Raw genomic sequence first — 17,416 nt, forward strand, 5'->3', positions numbered from 1 at the left:
TGACGCTGCATATGTGATGTGCATGTGCTTTGGCAAGGCTGTTCCAGTCGGCGGGTGATCAATACCCTGAGCCTGTCTGCCCGTCACGTCTTCGATGGAGCTCGCCTTGGCCAGCACACAGCAGTTCCCCGACATACTCTCGCCCGAGTTCGCCGCCGACCCCTACAGCGCCTACCGCGTGATGCGTGAGAGCGCGCCGCTGATCTGGCACGAAGCCACCCGCAGTTACATCGTCTCCCGCTACGAGGACGTGGAGCGGGCGTTCAAGGACGGAACCTCGTTCACCACCGACAACTACGAGTGGCAGATCGAGCCGGTGCACGGGAAGACGATCCTCCAGCTCAGCGGCCGCGAGCACGCGGTGCGCCGGGCTCTGGTGGCCCCCGCCTTCCGCGGCAGCGACCTGCGGGACAAGTTCCTGCCGGTCATCGAGCGCAACTCGCGCGACCTCATCGACGCCTTCCGCCACACCGGCAGGGTGGACCTGGTGGACGCCTACGCCACCCGCTTCCCCGTCAACGTCATCGCCGACATGCTGGGTCTGGACAAGGCCGACCACCCCAGGTTCCACCGCTGGTACACCTCGGTGATCGCCTTCCTCGGCAACCTGTCCGGCGACCCGGAGGTGACCGCGGACGGCGAGCGCACCCGGGTGGAGTTCGCCGAGTACATGATTCCCATCATCCGGGAGCGCCGCGAGAACCTGGGCGACGACCTGCTGTCCACGCTGTGCGCCGCCGAGGTGGACGGTGTGCGGATGAGCGACGAGGACATCAAGGCGTTCTGCAGTCTGCTGCTGGCCGCCGGCGGGGAGACCACCGACAAGGCGATCGCCGCCATCTTCGCCAATCTGCTGGCCCACCCCGAGCAGCTCGCCGCCGTACGGGAGGACCGCTCCCTGATCGACCGGGCGTTCGCCGAGACCCTGCGCTACACCCCGCCCGTCCATATGATCATGCGGCAGACCGCGCAGGACGTGGAGGTCAGCGGGGGCACGATTCCGGCCGGGGCGACCGTCACCTGCCTGATCGGCGCCGCCAACCGCGACCCGGGCCACTACAAGGAGCCCGACTCCTTCGACATCTTCCGCGACGACCTGACGTCCACCACCGCCTTCTCCGCCGCCGCCGACCACCTGGCCTTCGCACTGGGCCGGCACTTCTGCGTCGGGGCGCTGCTGGCCAAGGCCGAGGTCGAGATCGGCGTCAACCAACTACTGGACGCCATGCCGGACATGCGGCTGGCCGACGGCGCCGAGGTCGCCGAGCAGGGCGTGTTCACCCGCGGCCCCAAGGAGGTCCCGGTGGTGTTCACTCCCGCCGCCTGACCGGACGGGAGGAACCCGGAACAGGTCCGGATACGCCCGTGCCGCCGCCGGAAGGGAGAGTTCCGGCGGCGGCACGGGCGGCTTGTACGGGGTCGGCCGTACGGCCGGCTGCACGAGCCACCGGGCGTACGGCCCGGCGCGGGGACTACACCACGGGCGTGAAGGCGACCGGCAGGGAGGTCAGCCCCCGCATCCAGACGGACGGCCGCCAGGCCAGCTCCTCCGGCTCCACCGCCAGGACGATGTCCGGCAGCCGCTCCAGCAGCGTCTCCACCGCGGTGCGGGCGATGACGTCGGCCAGCTGGGGGGCGGGGTAGGGGCAGCGGTGCTCGCCGTTGCTGAAGCTCAGATGGGCGGAGTTGACCTGCGCCCCGACGTGCCCCTCGGGCCAGATCTGCGGGTCGGTGTTGGCCGCGGCCAGCCCCAGGACCAGGCAGTCGCCGGCCCTGATCTGCCGGCCGCCGAGCTGGATGTCGCGGACCGCCCAGCGGCCGACGAAGTTCTGCGTGGGGGTGTCCAGCCACAGCACCTCGTTGAGCGCCTGGCCCACGCTCACCCGGCCGCCGGAGACGTTGACGGCGAAGCGGTCGTCGGTGAGCAGCAGCCGCAGGGTGTTGCCGATCCAGTTGCCGGTGGGCTGCTGGGCTGCGGCGATGACGGAGATCAGGTCCTGCACGATCTCCTCGTCGGTCAGCCCGGCCGGGTCGGCGATCATGCGGGAGGTGACGTCCGGGCCGGGATCCTCGCGCTTCTCGGCGACCAGCCGCTGGATGCGCTCCTGGACGCGGACGTAGGCGGCGACCGGGTCGTCGCCCTCCGAGGCGTCCAGGGACATCCGCAGGTCCTCGACCAGTTCGTCGGTGTCGGCTCCCTCCAGCGGCATGCCGCACATCCGGACCGCCGCGCGCATCGGCAGGGCGTGGGCGTAGGCGGACATCAGCTCCGCCTGTCCGCTGCCCGCGAACTCGGCGAGGAGCTGTCCGGCGATCTCCTGGCAGTCCTGGGAGAACTCCAGCTGGTCGATCTCCTCCAGGGCCGCGCTGATGACGCCCGCCCGGCGCTGGTGCTCGGCCCCCTCGGTGAACAGCACCGACGGCTGGTAGCCGACGAACGGCATCAGCGGCCAGTCGGCGGGGATGGCGGGCCACTGGTTCCAGCGCCGCGAGTCCCGGGCGAACAGCTCGTCGTGGCTGGTGACGTAGGAGACCTCGGCGTATCCGAGCACCAGCCAGGCGGGGATGCCGCCGTCCAGCACCACGGGGGCGACCGTGCCGTGGTCGCGGCGCAGCGCCCGGTAGAGCTGGAAGGGGGTCTGCTGGTACTCCAGGCCGCTGAGCGGAACGGCGTCGGGGTGGGCCGCGGAGCAGCCGGACGGCGGTGCGGCGGTGCCCGGGGCGGGCTGGGCGGACCGGTCGGACTGGGCGGGCTGGTCGGTCATGCGGTCATCTCCCGTGCCAGTGCCTGCTGGTAGAGGTGGTCGACGAGGGTGATCAGCACGTTCTTGCCGGAATCGCGCAGCCGGGCGTCGCAGTCGACCAGCGGCACGTCCTCCGGCAGGTCCAGAGCCTGGCGGATCTCGTCCAGGGAGAAGCGCGAGCCGTCGTCGTCGAACCGGTTGACGGCCACCACGAACGGGGTCCCGTGGTACTCCAGCCGGTCGATCGCGTACCAGGAGTCGGCCATCCGCCGGGTGTCCACCAGCACCACCGCGCCGAGCGTCCCGGAGAACAGCCGGTCCCACAGGAACCAGAAGCGCTCCTGCCCGGGCGCCCCGAACAGGTACAGCACGGTCTGCTCGTTGAGGCTGATCCGGCCGAAGTCGAAGGCCACCGTGGTGGTGCTCTTGTTCCGCAGGCCGGCGACGTCGTCCACCCCGGCGCCGGCCTGGGTCATGACCTCCTCGGTGTTCAGGGGGCGGATCTCGCTGACGGATCTGACGAGCGTCGTCTTTCCGACGCCGAAGCCGCCCACTATGACGATCTTCAGTCCGGTCTCGGCGGCGTCCGCGAGCGGCATGCGCGCCGGGGCCTCAGAGGTTGCGGAGTCCAATGAGCACCTCCTTCAACAGGGCGGATTCGGGCGCGTCGCCGTGTGCTGCGGACGGACGCGGGTTCCGTGCGGTGATGCGTCCGGAGGCGAGCAGGTCGCCGAGGAGGATCTTCACCACGGTGATGGGCAGGCGCAGATCGGCCGCGATCTCGACCACCGCGGTGGGGTGGCCGCACAGCTCCAGGATGCGTACGTGCTCCGACTGCATGCCCTCCGTCGGCCGGCACTCGCTGACGATGAGCGTGACCAGGTCCAGCCCGGCCTCCTCGCCCCGGCTGCGCCCGCCTGTGACGGTGTAGAGCCGGTGGGGGTCGCCGATGTCGACGGGTTTGCGGATCATGACGGGACGCCGCCCTCGGCCGGCTTGCGGGGCTCGGCGCGCAGGTGCTCGCCGATCTGCTCGACCATCTCGTCCATCTGGTGGCCGACCACACCTGGGTCGGCGCTGTCGTCGGCGACGACGGCCAGATGGGCGCCCTCACCGGCCTCGACGATGAACAGCAGGCCGCCGTGGAACTCCGTCATCGAGTGCCGCACCCCTCCGCTCCCGTCGCCGAACTCCACGGAGGCTCCCTGTGCCAGGGCCTGCATGCCGGAGGAGATGGCCGCGAGCTGGTCGGCCCGGTCCAGGGTCAGACTGCTGCTCCAGCACAGCTTGAGCCCGTCGCGGGAGAGCACCAGGGCGTGTCGGGTCCCGGGAGTGCGGTTGAGCAGGCTCTCGAGAAGCCAGGTCAGGCTGTTGTCGGTGGTCTCCATGATCTGCATCGGGCTTCTTCGGGCCGACTGTCCGGCCACCGGCCCGTGCCTCCAATCTCACGGTCTTCGCTGGGGATGGGGCGCCCGCTGGTCGGGCGGGCGCCCCGGGTGGGTCGGAGGGGCGCGCCTACTCGGAGGGGTTCTCGGGGCGCCTGGAGCGGTGGAACGCCCCGAAGCTCGCTCCGGCGTCACGGGCGGGGCGCTTCCGCTGCGGAAGACCGGCGGAGGCGTCGGCCGCCCGCTCGCGGGCGCGGTCGGCCCGGGCCAGGGTGCGGCCCCGGGGGCGCACCGGCAGCCCGTGGGTGGTCTCCCCCGCCGCGGGCGCCGGGGTTCCGGCGGTGTCCGGCGGTACGGACGCGGCGGTGGGTGCGGCGGTGGGTGCGGCCGTGGGTGCGGCCGTGCCGGTCGGGGTCGCCGTACCGGTGGCGGCGGCCGGGGCGGCGGGGAGGGCGGGCCCGGCGGCGGGCGCCTGGGTCTGCCGCGGGGCCCTGGCGGCCGGCACCACGGCCGTCGGCGGGGCCTCGGCGCGCTGCTGGGCCAGCAGGTGCGGCGGCAGCAGGACCACCACACCGGTGCCGCCCCGGGAGGAGGGCCGGTAGCTCACGGAGATGCCGTACTTGTGGGCCAGCAGCCCGACCACGGCCAGGCCGAGCCGGGTGCCCTGGAGGTGGGCGAGGTCGGTCGAGTCGCCGGAGACGGCCTTCTCCGCGCGGCGCATCGCGGCGTCGGACATGCGCAGTCCGCTGTCCTCGATGGTCACCACGAGACCCGCGGTGCGCTCCTCGACGTAGACGTTGACCTCGTCGATGGGCGGGGAGAAGTTCGCCGCGTTGTCGATGAGCTCCGCGAGCAGGTGCATCACGCCCTCGGCGGCGAACCCGGCGATCGCGGTGGAGCTGGCGCAGTGCATACGGACCCGCTGGTAGGCGGCGATGCGTCCCACCGCGCCGCGCAGGATGCTCTCCATGATGATCGGCTTGTTCCAGGCCCGGCTGGCGCGGCCGCCCATCAGCAGGGCCAGCCGGTCGGTGAGCAGTCCGATCTGCGAGGTGCTGTGGTCCAGCCTGAGCAGGTCGCCGAAGACCTCCTCGCCGTGGCGCTCCTGCATCTCGCGCAGGTCCGCCAGCATGCCCACGGCAGCCGCCTGCACCCGGCTGAGGGCCTTGGTGCCGGCCGTCCGGGCGGCGGCGGACCGCCGCTCACTGGTCGCGTACTCCCGGATCACGAACTCCGTCAGGGCGGCCAGCCGCTCGTCGTCGGGGCGCGGCACCTTCGCCAGGGTCGTGCCCGCCGAGGCGCCGCCGCGCAGCCGCTGGAAGGCTCCGGGCAGGACGTTGGCGAGGAGGTTGTCCACACCGTCCGCCAGCGCCTGTCCCCGCCGGGCCGCCTCGTCCCGCTCGGCCTGAGCGGACAGCCGCTGCCCGGTGGCGGAGGAGACCTCGTAGGCGAAGGAGTGGAGGAGCCGCTGGAGCGGGATGTCCTCCGGGACGGGCATTCCGGCCAGCGCGTCCTCCGGCCGCGCGCCGGTCCGCAGCCGCTCGGCGACCGCCGGCAGCACGGAGTCGGCCAGGTGCGCGGTGTGCGCCTGCCGCTGCTCGGCCCGGTGGCGCAGCGCCGCGGTCTCGGCCGCCGCGCTCAAGGAGGCGGTGGTCATCCGCTGCACCGTCAGGAAGACGGCGAGGAAGGCCCCGACGGCCACTACCGCGGCCACCACGATCACGCCCAGCACCCAGGGGCGCGTGCTGTCGGGGGCCGCGGCGGCGCCGGCCGCGCCGCCCGCCACGAGCGCCGTCAGGCAGACGGCGAGCAAGGCGAGGGGCAGGCGTCCTTGGGGCACTCGGTGCTGGCCGGGGGCGGCAGGATCTGACATCGCGCAATCCCTGTGGCTGTGTGGGGGCGAGTGATGCGGTTCGGAAGACAAACGACGGCCGAAAGCCCGCTGAAAGAAGGGAAGTTGCCTTCTCGTGCGATTGCCTTCGTCATAGTAACCATGCATCACACAGCGCGTGTGCCGAGCCTGTGGAGAGTGCTTGGGCCGTTCCGCCACGGGGGGCATGATGGGGTGCGACCACGACCTTCCCGGGGGGATCATCCATGCGCGTACGCGGTACGGCCGCCTTCTTACCGGTCGTCACCACCGCCCTGCTCCTGACCACCGCGTGCGTCGGCGGAGGCGGTGGCGGGGACGACGGGGGCCCGGACGGCGGCGAGGGGCCACCGCCCTCCTCCGCACCGTCCGGGCCCCCTTCTCCCACTCCCCCGGACCCCGGGGATGTCGCCGCGCTGAAGGAGGCGGTGGGCCGGTACGTCGACGCCTACTACGAGCCGGATGCCGGGGCCGTGTACGCGATGTACTCGGCCCGCTGCCGCGAGGAGGTGACCGAGGAGGTGGTCGCCGGGACCCTGGAGCGGGCGGCGGAGGCGAACACCGAGGGCAGGCGGTACACCATGGAGCGGTTCTCAGCCGACGAGTTCTGGGGCGAGGACACCGCGTACGTGACGTACGGCGTGGGCGACGAGCCGAGGTTCGACCACCACAAGCAGCAGTGGGTCCGCGAGAAGGGCGACTGGCGGTACGACGGCTGCTGAGCCGGGCGCCGTGCCCGGTCCGTCCCCGGCCGCCCCCGTGACGCGGCCGGGGACGGGGGTCACCGGGCGGGGTCCGTCCCGTCGTCGCGGGCCCCGCCGCCGTCGTCGCTGCGGGCCCCGCCGCCTGCGTCGTTGCGCGCCAGGACGGTGCCGTCGGGGCCGTACGCGGTGACGGTGGCGCGGGTGTCGAGCCCGGTGCGGCCCGCGTCGACGTGGTACACGCCCCAGCCGGGATCGCCGGACAGCCGCACCATCCCCGCCTCCCAGGTGCGGCCGCCGGCCGTCACCGTGATGCGGGCCGGTTCGGTCTCCGTGCGGAAGGCGCCCGTGTAGAGGACGGCCCCTTCCGGGGTGGAGCTGTGGCCGAAGCTGAGGCCGCCGGGGCGGATGCTGTCGCCCACCATGCCCTTGGCGGCCTCGACGCTCTCCCGGAAGGCCTCCGGGCCGCCCCAGGAGACCACGTAGTTCTGCCTGCCCTCCGGCAGCAGGCCCATCAGCGCGCCCTGACCGATCTCCACCGGCTCGTACGGCCGCACCACCCGCACTCCCGCCGGTGTCGCGGACGGCGGTGCCGCGGAGGAGGCGGGCGGTGCGGCCGGGGCGGGCCCGGGGGAGGCAAGCAGCGGCGGCAGGAGTACGCCGCCGGCCAGGCAGGCCAGTACGGCCGCGGCCGCCGCGCCCGCGGCCGTCCGGCGGCGCCGCACCAGGCGGCGCCCCTCTCTCACCAGGGCCTCCACCGGTGCCGGGCCGGCGGCCAGGGTGTCGGCCTCGCGGCGCATGGCCTCCGTGAGGCGGGCGGTCTCGGCCGCGCCCCCGCCACCGGCCCCCGTCCGGGTCCCGTCGTCCACCGGCACGTTCCCGCTCATCGGTTCACCACCGCCGCCCTGCCGCGTCCCGGGCCCAGGCCCAGGACGGCGCCGTCGCGGCGGAGTCTGGCCAGGGCCCGGGCGGTGTGGCTCCTGACCGTGCCGACCCCGGTGCCCAGCACCGCCGCCACCTCGCTCTCACTGCGGTCCTCCAGGAAGCGCAGGACCACCACCGCCCGCTGCCGCGCCGGCAGCCGGCCCAGGGCCTCCATCAGCAGGCTGCGGTCGACGATCCGGTCGGCCCGGTCCGCGCTCTGCCGCTCGGGGAAGCGGTCGGTCAGCCACTCCCGGACCTTCAGCCTGCGGAGCCGGTCCGCGTTGGCGTTGATCATGATGCGCCAGACGTAGGCGTCCGGGTCCGCGGCACGCTGCACACGCTCCCATCCGGTGTACGCCTTCGCCAGCGCCACCTGCGCCAGGTCCTCGGCGTCGTGGTGGTTGCCGGTGAGGAGGTAGGCGGTCCTGAGCATGCGCGGCCACCGGTCGGCCACGTACTGCCGGTACTCCGCTTCCGCGCTCGTCTTCAAACGGGTGCCTCGGTTCGCCGTGGGGCCGCCGCCGGGCCGGGGGCTCGCGCCCGGCCCGGCGGCGTGCGTCCGTGGTCTCGTTGCGTGGGACGGCCGGCGGGCTACGGCGTGCCGGGCGTGCGGGGCGTACGGGGGAACGTCATCGTCAGGGTGTCGATGACGCCGCCGTCGGGCGCGTAGGCGGTCACGACGACGTCCGAGGAGAGGGCGTCGGTGCGGCCCGCGTCGAGGTGGTAGGCGCCCCAGCCCGGGTCACCGGGCAGCCGCAGCATCTTCGCGTCGAAGGTGCCGTCGACGGTGCGGACGGCGATCCGGCCCGGCACGACGTCGGTGCGGAACGCCCCGGTGAACAGCACCTCGCCGTCGTCGAAGTGGTAGCCGCCGCTGATGGTGTTCGGGCGGATGTCGTCGCCCACGATGCCCTTGGCGGCCTCGACGCTCTCCCGGAAGGCCTCCGGGCCGCCCCAGGAGACCACGTAGTTCTGCCTGCCCTCCGGCAGCAGGCCCATCAGCGCGCCCTGACCGATCTCCACCGGCTCGTACGGCCGCACCACCCGCACCACCGAGGACGTCCGCGGGCCGGTGGTCTCCGTGCCGGCCGGACGCTCGGGGGCGGCGGCCGGACGCGCCGCTCCCCGGTCCCCGCCCGGTCCCTGGCTCTGGCTCTGGCCCTGGCTCTGGCCCTGGCTCTGGAGGGCGAAGGCGGTGCCGCCCAGGCCCGCCAGTGCGACGGCGGCGACCCCGGCCGCGACGAACCGCTGCTTGCTCATGTTTCCTCCACGTCATGGGCGTACGCGTCCGCAGGGGACGTACGCCGTTCCTCGTCGTCATGACTCAGACGTGGAGGGAGGGCCGGATCTATGTCAGGGAGCGGATTTCTCCGCGGACGGGGCGCCGGAGCCCGCCGCGGCGGGCTCCTCCCGCACCGGGGACGGTTCCGCGGTGGGCTCGGTGGGCTCGGTGGGCGCCTCGATGCCGAGGGCGAGATCGCGGGCGGTCTCCGCCTCGCGGCGGAACAGCCGGTACCACATGAAGACCACGAAGCCCGCGAAGACGAACCACTGCGCGGTGTAGCCCAGGTTCTGGAACGCCTTCAGGTCCAGTCCGGTGCCCGCCGCCGCGACCGGCGGCACCGCCTCCATCGGCTCCTGCGCGCGCTGGACGGTGATCCACACGTCGTACACCTCGTACGGCACCAGGTTGACCAGCGTGGCCGCGCTGATGATGCCGACCTGGCCCTTCGGCAGGGCGCCGCCGACGGCGCCCGGCGAGCTCTGGCTCTCCGGCGCCTGGAGCACTCCGGTGACGCTCACCTCGCCGGCCGGCGGCGCGGGCACCCGCGCGGGGTCGGCCTCGCCCGGCAGCCAGCCGCGTACGACGGGCAGGGCCCGGCCGTCGCCGGTGCGCAGCGGGGTCAGCACGTAGAAGCCCTCGCGGTCGCCGAGGTGGCGGCCGGGCACCAGGAACTCGTGGCCCGCGTCGTAGCTGCCGGTGGTCCGGGCGGGCTGCCCGGCGGTCTCCTGGGTGAGGGGCAGCAGATCGTCCAGCGGTCTGGCGTCGGCCTCGGCGGTCCCCTCCGCCGAGCGCTCCTGGCGGGCCTGGTGGGAGTCCACGCGGTCCTCGAAGCGGCTCAGCTGCCAGCTCCCCATGAACAGGCAGACGGGGATCGACAGCAGCACGAAGAGGTTGATCACCCACCAGCGCGGGGTCAGCAGGAACCGGTACACGCCCTCAACGGTACGGGGGCGGGCCGGGAACGGCCCACCCGCCCCCGCCCCGCCCGCCGGGTGTTCAGCCCACCGGTACGGGGCCGGTGCGGTACACCGTCCCGGCGCAGGCCCCGGCGATCTCGATCTTGCCGATGCGCGGCTCGCCCGCCGCCGGCACGTAGCGCAGGACGACCGAGGCCGCCGCGGCGCCCGGGCCGGAGCCCGAGCCTCCGGTGTCGTACGCGAGCTGGGGGCTGACGCCGCTGCCGCTGCTCTCGGTGGGCTCGTCGACGGTGTCGCCGCCCTCGCCGCCCTGGCCGCCGTCGGGGGGTGCCGTGCCGCCGGAGGTACCGCCGCCGCCGGAGGAGTCCGTGCCGCCGCTCGTGCCGCCTCCGCCGGTGCCGCCGCCTCCGTCGCCGCCACCGCTGCCGCCGGAGGAGTCCGTGCCGCCGGAGGAGTCGCCGGGTGCCGTCGGATCGGGGCCGGGGCTCGCCGGGCAGCCGGTGGTGCCGCCGCCCTCGCTGGGCACCCAGGCGAACCGCACCGTGTACGACTTGCCCGGTTCCAGGACGAACGAGCCGGGTTCGAGCTGCGGGTCGGGCAGCTTGGCGGCCCTGTCGCCGGAGGTGTGGGCGACGACGCTGAAGCCGGTCGGGTCGGCGGCGCCCACCGGGGTGGCGGTGACGGTGTCGGACTCGTCCACCAGGCAGGAGGCGTCCGAGATGTTCTTGATCTTGAAGGCCCCGTACACATGGCCGTCCGCATCGGCGGGGCTCACGGTGGAGCCGCCGTCGCCGATCTGGGAGCGCAGACAGCTCGGGGAGGTGGGGCCGAGGGTGTCGTCGGTCTCGGGGGACGACGCGGAGCCGCCCCTGTCTGAGCCCTCGCGCGACCCCGCCGCGTCCTGCCGTCCGCCGCCCGCGGAGTACTGGTCGGCGCCCTGGTTCGCGGCGTCGCCGCTCCGGCCGTCCGTACCGGCGCCCTCCTGCCGGTCCTGGGCACTGGCGGCGTTGGTGGTGTCGCCGTCCAGGACCCGGGTGATGACGCCGCTCTGCACCAGGGCGGGGGTGGCCACACCGATGACGAGGGCGGCGGCGGCCGCCCCGACCGTCAGCTGCCTGCGGCGCGCCCGGCGGGCGGGTACGGCGTGGTGGAGGCGTTCGAGGGCGTCCGGGGCCGGCGCGACGTCCTCGACGGCGCCGTGCAGCATCAGGCGCAGCGACCGCTCGTCCAGGCCGGCCGGATCCACCGGGGTGTCCGGATCCGCCGGGGTGTCCGGATCCGCCGGAACACCGGGATTCGACGGGGTGCCCCTCGGGCCCGCCGGGTCCTCGCCCGCCGAGCCGACCGCCTCCGGCCCCCGTCCCTCCCGCCCGCCGCCCTCACCGTGTCCGGCTCCGGCTCCGGGTTCCCCCTGCGGGTCGCGCTGTTCCTCGTGCCGTCCGTCGCCGCTCATGCGGGCGCCTCCATCGCGACCCGCAGGGCGGCGATGCCCCGGGAGCCGTACGCCTTCACCGAACCGAGCGAGATGCCGAGCGTCTCGGCGACCTGCGCCTCGGTCATGTCCGCGAAGTACCGCAGGACCAGCACCTCCCGCTGGCGGCGCTGGAGCTTGCGCAGCGCCTTCTTCAACTCGTCCTGCTCGATGCGCGCGTACGCGCCCTCCTCCGCGCTGGCCATGTCCGGCATCGGCTTGGAGAGCAGCTTCAGCCCCAGGATGCGGCGGCGCAGCGTGGAGCGGGAGAGGTTGACGACGGTCTGACGCAGATACGCCAGGGTCTTCTCCGGCTCCCGCACCCGCCTGCGCGCCGAGTGCACACGGATGAACGCCTCCTGCACCACGTCCTCGCAGGACGCGGTGTCGTCGAGCAGCAGGGCGGCGAGCCCGAGCAGGGAGCGGTAGTGGGCCTGGTAGGTCTCGGTGAGGTGGTCGACGGTGGTGCCCGCCACTGTGGTGCCCGCTGCCATCGCGCCGTCAGCGTCCCTCGCCTGCGAGGGGAGCCGTGCGGGACGGGAAGCCGACCAGGGAGCGATCACGGGCATGCCCCTGCCGGACGTGCCGCCGCCCGCGGGGGCCCGTCCGGGCGCCGTTGCGATTCCGAGTGCCTCTGCCACGCCTGTTGGACACGCTTCCCCCCGTCAGGGTTGTACGCGCGGAGCGTCGTTCTTTCCGGCGAACCGGACGACCGCATGCGTACCACCTCTTCCTCTCCGCCGCCGAACAGGCGCCCTCGGCTTCCGGCAGTGGAACGGGAGACGCCCGCGCCCGGATCGCGGTTCCGGGCATGCGGAGGAAAATCCTCTTCCAGAAGACTGGTCTGGATCAAGCGGTTACTAGGTATGACTTCATTACAAGTCCTTCACAACCGGCGCCGCCCTGTCCGGATCCGGCCACCGGCGCCGGAGCACGCGGCCCGCCCTCCGCCGCCTCCCGACCACCGGGGCGGCACGCACCGGCGCCGGTCAGTCGGCCGATGCCGCGTCAGGACCGGTGCGGGTTCGACTCCCTTCCGCGGCGGATTCACCGCGGAGCACTGCGCACCGACGGCGGTTTCCGGTCATTCCGCGGCCCGCTCGGCCGCGACCAGCTCGCCGATCTGCGCCATGTTGAGCGCGGCGCCCTTGCGGAGGTTGTCGCCGCACACGAACAGCTCCAGCGCCCGCGGGTCGTCCGGCGAGCGCCGCACCCGCCCCACCCAGGCGGGATCGGTGCCGACCGCGTCGGCGGGGGTGGGGAACTCACCCGTCGCCGGATCGTCGCAGACCACCACGCCCGGCGCGTTCGCCAGGATCTCGTGCGCCTCGCCCACCGAGACCTCGTTCTCGAAGCGTGCGTGCACCGACGCCGAGTGGGTGGTGACCACGGGTACGCGCACACAGGTGGCGGTGGCGCGCAGCCCCGGCAGACCCAGGACCCTGCGGGTCTCCTCGCGGACCGCCAGTTCCTCGCTCGTCCAGCCGTCCTCGGCCGGCGCCCCGGAGAAGGGCACCACGTTCAGCGCGACCGGCGCCGCGTACGGGCCGGTGTCGCCCACCGCGCGCCGTACGTCGCCGGGGTGGACGCCCAGCTCGGTGCCGGCCACGGCCGCGAGCTGGGCGCGCAGGGTCTCCACGCCCCGCCGCCCGGACTCGGAGACGGCCTGGTAGGTGGAGACGACCAGCTCCTCCAGACCCCACTCCGCGTGCAGGGCGCCCAGCGCCACGATCATCGTCAGGGTGGCGCAGCCGGGATTGGCGACGATGCCCCGGGGCCTGGTCCGCGCCGCGTGGGCGTTGACCTCGGGGACGACCATCGGTACGTCCGGGTCCGCCCGGAACACGCCGGAATTGTCCACCACCACCGCGCCCCGGGCCGCCGCCACCGGCGCCCAGTGGGCCGCGACCCGGGCGGGCACGTCGAACATCGCGACGTCCACACCGTCGAAGACCTCCTCGCCCAGGGCGAGGACCTCGATCTCCTCACCGCGCACCGCCGGCTTGCGGCCGGCCGAGCGCTCCGAGGCGACCAGGCGGATCTCCCCCCAGACGTCCGCGCGCTCGGACAGCAGTCCCAGCAGCACGGTGCCGACGGCCCCGGTCGCGCCGACCACGGCCAGGGTTGGCCGGTCGGCGCGACCGATCGGGGCTCGGGGGAAACCCCCGGCGGGGGTCATCGCCCGGTGCCCCCGTAGACGACCGCCTCGTCGCTCTCGCTGTCCAGGCCGAACGCGGTGTGCACCGCGCGGACGGCCTCGTTGACGTCGTCCTTGCGGGTGACGACCGAGATGCGGATCTCGGAGGTCGAGATCAGCTCGATGTTGACCCCGGCGCCCGACAGCGCCTCGAAGAAGGTGGCGGTGACGCCCGGGTTGGTCTTCATGCCCGCGCCGACCAGGGAGATCTTGGCGATCTGGTCGTCGTAGCGCAGGGAGTCGAAACCGATGGAGGCCTTCGCCCGCTCCAGCGCCTCGATGGCCCGGCGGCCGTCGGTCTTGGGCAGGGTGAAGGAGATGTCGGTCAGACCGGTGGACGCGGCGGAGACGTTCTGCACCACCATGTCGATGTTCAGCTCGCCGTCCGCGATGGCCCGGAAGATCTTCGCGGCCTCGCCCGGCTTGTCCGGCACTCCGACGACCGTGATCTTCGCCTCGGAGGTGTCGTGTGCGACACCGGAGATGAGCGCCTGCTCCATCGGCTGGTCCCCTTGCGGCTGGTTGCTGACCCACGTGCCCCGCAGTCCGGAGAAGGAGGAGCGGACGTGGATCGGGATGTTGTAACGGCGTGCGTACTCCACGCACCGGTGCAGCAGCACCTTGGAGCCGGAGCTGGCCAGCTCCAGCATGTCCTCGAACGAGATCCAGTCGATCTTGCGGGCCTTCTTCACGACCCGCGGGTCGGCGGTGAAGACGCCGTCGACGTCGGTGTAGATCTCGCAGACCTCGGCGTCCAGCGCGGCGGCCAGCGCCACCGCGGTGGTGTCCGAGCCGCCCCGGCCCAGGGTGGTGATGTCCTTCTTGTCCTGGGACACGCCCTGGAAACCGGCGACGATGGCGATGTTGCCCTCGTCCAGCGCGGTCTTGATACGGCCCGGCGTGACGTCGATGATGCGGGCCTTGTTGTGGACGGAGTCGGTGATGACACCCGCCTGGCTCCCGGTGAACGACTGCGCCTCGTGGCCGAGGGATTTGATCGCCATCGCCAGCAGGGCCATGGAGATCCGCTCCCCGGCGGTCAGCAGCATGTCGAACTCGCGCCCCGATGTGACCGGGGACACCTCTCCAGCGAGATCGATCAGCTCGTCCGTCGTGTCACCCATCGCCGAAACCACGACGACCACCTGATGGCCGTTCTTCTTGGCTTCGACGATTCGCTTGGCAACGCGCTTGATGCCCTCGGCATCGGCAACGGAGGAGCCGCCGTACTTCTGCACGACAAGGCCCACGTGCGCTCCTCGTAATCTGTCTTCCGGGGCTCCCGTACAGGAGCCCAGCGGTCGCTTCAGTTTACCGAGCAGGCCTTTTCGACCCCGCCTCTACCACATCGTGAGATGTACCGCCCACAAGCAGCGCGGCGCGGCGCCACGTCGCACCGGCTCAGCGGGCACCCCTGCCCGCTCACGGCCTCTTCACACGGGAACGTTGCGCACCTCACACCCGCCGCGCGACCGCGGTCAGGTCGATATCGACCGGAAACGGGACATCCGCCTTCAGCCGCTCGTGATGGATGCCGGTCACGGCGTAGGTACGGGTGGCGGGCTCCAGCTCGAAGACGTACGCGACGGGGCTCGCGGCGCCGTCCTCCCCCTCGCCCGCCTCCACCCGCCAGAAGTGCGGGATCCCGGCCGCGGCGTACTTGCGCGGCTTGGTCTCGCGGTCGCGCGCCTCGGAGTCGTCCGACACCACCTCGACGGCCAGCACGACGTCCTCGGGGCGGAAGCCGGTCTGCCGCGGGCCGGTGTCGGCGTCCGCGCGTACGACCATGACGTCCGGTTCCGGGCGGTCCCGTTTCCCGAGGGTGACGGTCATCTCCCGGACGACGTCCAGCTCGGGCGGGGCGGCCTGGAGAAGGCGGTTCTCCAGCAGGCGCATCGCGCGCATGTGGAACTTGGTCTGCGGACTCACGAAGACGAGGCTCCCGTCGATCAGCTCCGTGTGCGGGGGCAGATCGGGGATCCGGTCCAGGTCCTCGGCGGTGTACCCGCCCGCCGGCGGTCGCGGCCACGCGTACTCGGGCTCGACACTCATCACTGCTCCCATGAGCCGTATCCTCGCCGACTTCGTCAGCCTACCCAGCGGCTTCCCCGTTCCACCGCCCGTACGGGTGAACACCGGCCCGCCCGGCCGCCCTGTCCCGTCCTGCTCCCGTCCCGCGCATGGCCGCCGCCGTCCGGGGGTACCCCGGACTCCCCTGCAACGACGGTACGGACGGCGACGACGGCACACGGCAGACGGAGCGGGAGGCGGAAGGCCATGAACCACCTGGCACGCACGGCGCTGGTCCTCGCGGGCGCCGGGGCCGCCGCGGCGGCCCTGCGCGGGGCCGCGACCGCACGGCGCAGGGCGCGGGAGAACAGCCGCCGCTGGCTGGTCGTGACCATCGACCTCGCGCCGACCGACGTGATGCCCCACGGCGGCCCGCCCCACCCGCTGGACGAGTTCGGCGACGCGCTGGAGATCACCGTACGGCCCGCCCCCGGCGACCGCGGCACCGAACTGGCCGCCCGGCTGCGCGACCCCGCGCCGCCCGCCTCCGCATCACCACCGGCCCGGCTCGCGGGCAAGGACCCGCGCCAGGAGGTGCGGCGCGCGCTGCGCGAGGCCAAGTCACTGCTGGAGGCCGGCGAGGTGATGCTGCCGGACGCGCCGCCGACCGGACGCGGCGACACGGCCGGGGGCAGGGCCGTCGGACTGGCCTCCAGGCGAGCGGGCGGGGAGGGAGTGCTGTGAGGGCTCTGTGCTGGGAAGGCGTCAACAAGCTGTCGGTCGAGCAGATCCCCGAACCGGAGATCCGCAACGACCAGGACATGGTCGTGCGGCTGCTGCTGAGCACCACCTGCGGCTCGGACCTGCACATCATCGGCGGCTACATCCCCGCCATGCGGCCCGGCGACGTGATCGGGCACGAGTTCGTCGGCGAGGTGGTCGAGACCGGCTCCGGGGTGCGCCGCCACCGGGTCGGCGACCGGGTCGTGGTGTGCTCCTTCATCGGCTGCGGCCGCTGCTGGTACTGCCGCAACGACATGTGGTCGCTGTGCGACAACACCAACACCAACCCCGGCATCGGCCAGGCCCTCTTCGGCTACGAGACCGCCGGGATCTTCGGCTACTCCCACGCCATGGGCGGCATCCGCGGCAGCCACGCCGAGTACGTGCGCGTCCCCTTCGCCGACTACGGCGCCTTCCCCGTCCCCGAGGGCGTCGACGACCTCAGCGCGCTGTTCGCCTCCGACGCCGTGCCCACCGGCTGGATGGGCGCCGACCTAGGCGGGGTGCGGCCCGGCGACGTGGTGGCGGTGTGGGGCTGCGGCGCGGTCGGCCAGATGGCTGCTCGGGCCTCCGTCCTCAAGGGCGCCGAGCGCGTCATCTGCATCGACCGCTACCCCGAGCGGCTGGCGATGGCCGAGACGTACACCGGCGCCGAGACCATCGACTACACCTCCACCGACGTCGCCGCCGAACTGCGGACGCGCACCGGCGGCCGGGGCCCGGACGTGTGCATCGAGGCCGTCGGCATGGAGGCCCACAGCACCGGCCCCGGTTACCTGTACGACCAGGCCAAGCACCAGCTCCGCCTCCAGACCGACCGCCCCACCGCCGTGCGCCAGGCCGTCCACGCCTGCCGCAAGGGCGGCACCGTCTTCGTGCTGGGCGTCTTCGCCGGAGCGGTCGACAAGTTCCCGCTCGGCATGGTCGTCAACAAGGGGCTGACGCTGCGCGGCGCGCAGATGCACGGCCAGCGCTACATCCCGATGCTGCTGGAGCGCATCGCCGCCGGCGAGATCGACACCGCCCACCTGGCCACCCACACCATGTCCCTGGACCGGGCGGCCAAGGGCTACGACATGTTCAAGCACAAGAAGGACGGCTGCGTGCGCGCGGTCTTCCACCCGTAGCC

18 protein-coding genes are annotated in these 17,416 nt (G+C 73.2%); 4 read left to right on the forward strand and 14 right to left on the reverse strand.

The features are described from left to right. Positions 1-106: 106 nt before the first annotated feature. The gene (locus tag CUT83_RS26910; protein ID WP_101258417.1) at positions 107-1,327 is read left to right on the forward strand and encodes a cytochrome P450; all 1,221 of its coding nucleotides are present in this window, start codon (positions 107-109) and stop codon (positions 1,325-1,327) included. A 145-nt stretch (positions 1,328-1,472) separates the two neighbouring features. Here the strand turns inward: CUT83_RS26910 and CUT83_RS26915 are convergent, their stop codons facing one another. From CUT83_RS26915 to CUT83_RS26935, 5 genes are all read right to left on the reverse strand, one after another. Further along, positions 1,473-2,765 carry a cytochrome P450 gene (locus tag CUT83_RS26915; RefSeq protein WP_101258418.1) on the reverse strand — a complete coding sequence of 431 codons (1,293 nt, stop codon included), beginning with the start codon at positions 2,763-2,765 and terminating at the stop codon, positions 1,473-1,475. Then, complete coding sequence (locus CUT83_RS26920; protein ID WP_101258419.1) at positions 2,762-3,376, reverse strand: GTP-binding protein; 615 nt, start codon at positions 3,374-3,376, stop codon at positions 2,762-2,764. The genes CUT83_RS26915 and CUT83_RS26920 overlap by 4 nt, the downstream gene beginning before the upstream one ends. Continuing rightward, the gene (locus CUT83_RS26925; RefSeq protein ID WP_093851641.1) at positions 3,357-3,716 is read right to left on the reverse strand and encodes a DUF742 domain-containing protein; all 360 of its coding nucleotides are present in this window, start codon (positions 3,714-3,716) and stop codon (positions 3,357-3,359) included. The genes CUT83_RS26920 and CUT83_RS26925 overlap by 20 nt, the downstream gene beginning before the upstream one ends. After that, positions 3,713-4,132, reverse strand: a complete 420-nt coding sequence (locus tag CUT83_RS26930; protein WP_093851718.1) for a roadblock/LC7 domain-containing protein — start codon at positions 4,130-4,132, stop codon at positions 3,713-3,715. Before CUT83_RS26930 ends, CUT83_RS26925 begins: the two co-directional genes overlap by 4 nt. A 127-nt stretch (positions 4,133-4,259) precedes the next feature. After that, positions 4,260-6,002 carry a sensor histidine kinase gene (locus tag CUT83_RS26935; RefSeq protein ID WP_101258420.1) on the reverse strand — a complete coding sequence of 581 codons (1,743 nt, stop codon included), beginning with the start codon at positions 6,000-6,002 and terminating at the stop codon, positions 4,260-4,262. A 224-nt stretch (positions 6,003-6,226) separates the two neighbouring features. Here CUT83_RS26935 and CUT83_RS26940 point away from each other — a divergent pair, with 224 nt between their 5' ends. Next, positions 6,227-6,721 (forward strand): hypothetical protein, encoded by a 495-nt coding sequence (locus CUT83_RS26940; RefSeq protein ID WP_101258421.1) that lies wholly within the window; start codon positions 6,227-6,229, stop codon positions 6,719-6,721. 59 nt (positions 6,722-6,780) lie between these two features. On the opposite strand, the gene CUT83_RS26945 is transcribed toward CUT83_RS26940, so the two are convergent. The 9 genes from CUT83_RS26945 to CUT83_RS26985 all read right to left on the reverse strand — a co-directional run bounded on the left by CUT83_RS26945 (position 6,781) and on the right by CUT83_RS26985 (position 15,546). Then, positions 6,781-7,587, reverse strand: coding sequence for a hypothetical protein (locus tag CUT83_RS26945; protein WP_143688631.1), 807 nt, complete (start codon positions 7,585-7,587; stop codon positions 6,781-6,783). After that, complete coding sequence (locus CUT83_RS26950) at positions 7,584-8,114, reverse strand: SigE family RNA polymerase sigma factor (protein WP_101258423.1); 531 nt, start codon at positions 8,112-8,114, stop codon at positions 7,584-7,586. Before CUT83_RS26950 ends, CUT83_RS26945 begins: the two co-directional genes overlap by 4 nt. Before the next feature lie 101 nt (positions 8,115-8,215). Next, the gene (locus CUT83_RS26955; RefSeq protein ID WP_101258424.1) at positions 8,216-8,884 is read right to left on the reverse strand and encodes a hypothetical protein; all 669 of its coding nucleotides are present in this window, start codon (positions 8,882-8,884) and stop codon (positions 8,216-8,218) included. Between the two features lie 93 nt (positions 8,885-8,977). After that, positions 8,978-9,841 (reverse strand): SURF1 family protein, encoded by an 864-nt coding sequence (locus tag CUT83_RS26960; protein ID WP_101258425.1) that lies wholly within the window; start codon positions 9,839-9,841, stop codon positions 8,978-8,980. Positions 9,842-9,905: 64 nt separating this feature from the next. Further along, positions 9,906-11,279, reverse strand: coding sequence for a hypothetical protein (locus CUT83_RS26965; protein ID WP_101258426.1), 1,374 nt, complete (start codon positions 11,277-11,279; stop codon positions 9,906-9,908). Then, entirely contained in the window at positions 11,276-11,866 is a 591-nt protein-coding gene (locus tag CUT83_RS26970) for a SigE family RNA polymerase sigma factor (protein WP_101258427.1), read from the reverse strand. Before CUT83_RS26970 ends, CUT83_RS26965 begins: the two co-directional genes overlap by 4 nt. Before the next feature lie 515 nt (positions 11,867-12,381). Next, a complete protein-coding gene (locus tag CUT83_RS26975) occupies positions 12,382-13,476 on the reverse strand; it encodes an aspartate-semialdehyde dehydrogenase (RefSeq protein ID WP_101258428.1) in 1,095 nt (364 codons plus the stop codon). Then, on the reverse strand, positions 13,473-14,744 hold the full coding sequence (locus CUT83_RS26980) for an aspartate kinase (protein WP_093851803.1): 1,272 nt from the start codon (positions 14,742-14,744) through the stop codon (positions 13,473-13,475). Before CUT83_RS26980 ends, CUT83_RS26975 begins: the two co-directional genes overlap by 4 nt. A gap of 205 nt (positions 14,745-14,949) precedes the next feature. Continuing rightward, positions 14,950-15,546: a Uma2 family endonuclease gene (locus CUT83_RS26985; RefSeq protein ID WP_240958067.1), complete on the reverse strand. Its 597-nt coding sequence runs from the start codon at positions 15,544-15,546 to the stop codon at positions 14,950-14,952. A 225-nt stretch (positions 15,547-15,771) separates the two neighbouring features. Here CUT83_RS26985 and CUT83_RS26990 point away from each other — a divergent pair, with 225 nt between their 5' ends. Further along, positions 15,772-16,248, forward strand: coding sequence for a hypothetical protein (locus CUT83_RS26990; RefSeq protein ID WP_101258430.1), 477 nt, complete (start codon positions 15,772-15,774; stop codon positions 16,246-16,248). Next, entirely contained in the window at positions 16,245-17,414 is a 1,170-nt protein-coding gene (locus CUT83_RS26995) for a zinc-dependent alcohol dehydrogenase (RefSeq protein ID WP_101258431.1), read from the forward strand. The genes CUT83_RS26990 and CUT83_RS26995 overlap by 4 nt, the downstream gene beginning before the upstream one ends. Positions 17,415-17,416 lie beyond the last annotated feature (2 nt).

This window comes from Streptomyces barkulensis (genome assembly GCF_002843305.1).
GTDB classification, from domain to species: domain Bacteria; phylum Actinomycetota; class Actinomycetes; order Streptomycetales; family Streptomycetaceae; genus Streptomyces; species Streptomyces barkulensis.

Coding starts and splice junctions, on each gene's coding strand:
- CUT83_RS26915 (WP_101258418.1), bottom strand. CDS start 2,765: ATGACCGACCAGCCCGCCCAGTCCGACCGGTCCGCCCAGCCCGCCCCG.
- CUT83_RS26925 (WP_093851641.1), bottom strand. CDS start 3,716: ATGATCCGCAAACCCGTCGACATCGGCGACCCCCACCGGCTCTACACC.
- CUT83_RS26930 (WP_093851718.1), bottom strand. CDS start 4,132: ATGGAGACCACCGACAACAGCCTGACCTGGCTTCTCGAGAGCCTGCTC.
- CUT83_RS26935 (WP_101258420.1), bottom strand. CDS start 6,002: ATGTCAGATCCTGCCGCCCCCGGCCAGCACCGAGTGCCCCAAGGACGC.
- CUT83_RS26940 (WP_101258421.1), top strand. CDS start 6,227: ATGCGCGTACGCGGTACGGCCGCCTTCTTACCGGTCGTCACCACCGCC.
- CUT83_RS26945 (WP_143688631.1), bottom strand. CDS start 7,587: ATGAGCGGGAACGTGCCGGTGGACGACGGGACCCGGACGGGGGCCGGT.
- CUT83_RS26955 (WP_101258424.1), bottom strand. CDS start 8,884: ATGAGCAAGCAGCGGTTCGTCGCGGCCGGGGTCGCCGCCGTCGCACTG.
- CUT83_RS26965 (WP_101258426.1), bottom strand. CDS start 11,279: ATGAGCGGCGACGGACGGCACGAGGAACAGCGCGACCCGCAGGGGGAA.
- CUT83_RS26970 (WP_101258427.1), bottom strand. CDS start 11,866: ATGCCCGTGATCGCTCCCTGGTCGGCTTCCCGTCCCGCACGGCTCCCC.
- CUT83_RS26975 (WP_101258428.1), bottom strand. CDS start 13,476: ATGACCCCCGCCGGGGGTTTCCCCCGAGCCCCGATCGGTCGCGCCGAC.
- CUT83_RS26985 (WP_240958067.1), bottom strand. CDS start 15,546: ATGAGTGTCGAGCCCGAGTACGCGTGGCCGCGACCGCCGGCGGGCGGG.
- CUT83_RS26990 (WP_101258430.1), top strand. CDS start 15,772: ATGAACCACCTGGCACGCACGGCGCTGGTCCTCGCGGGCGCCGGGGCC.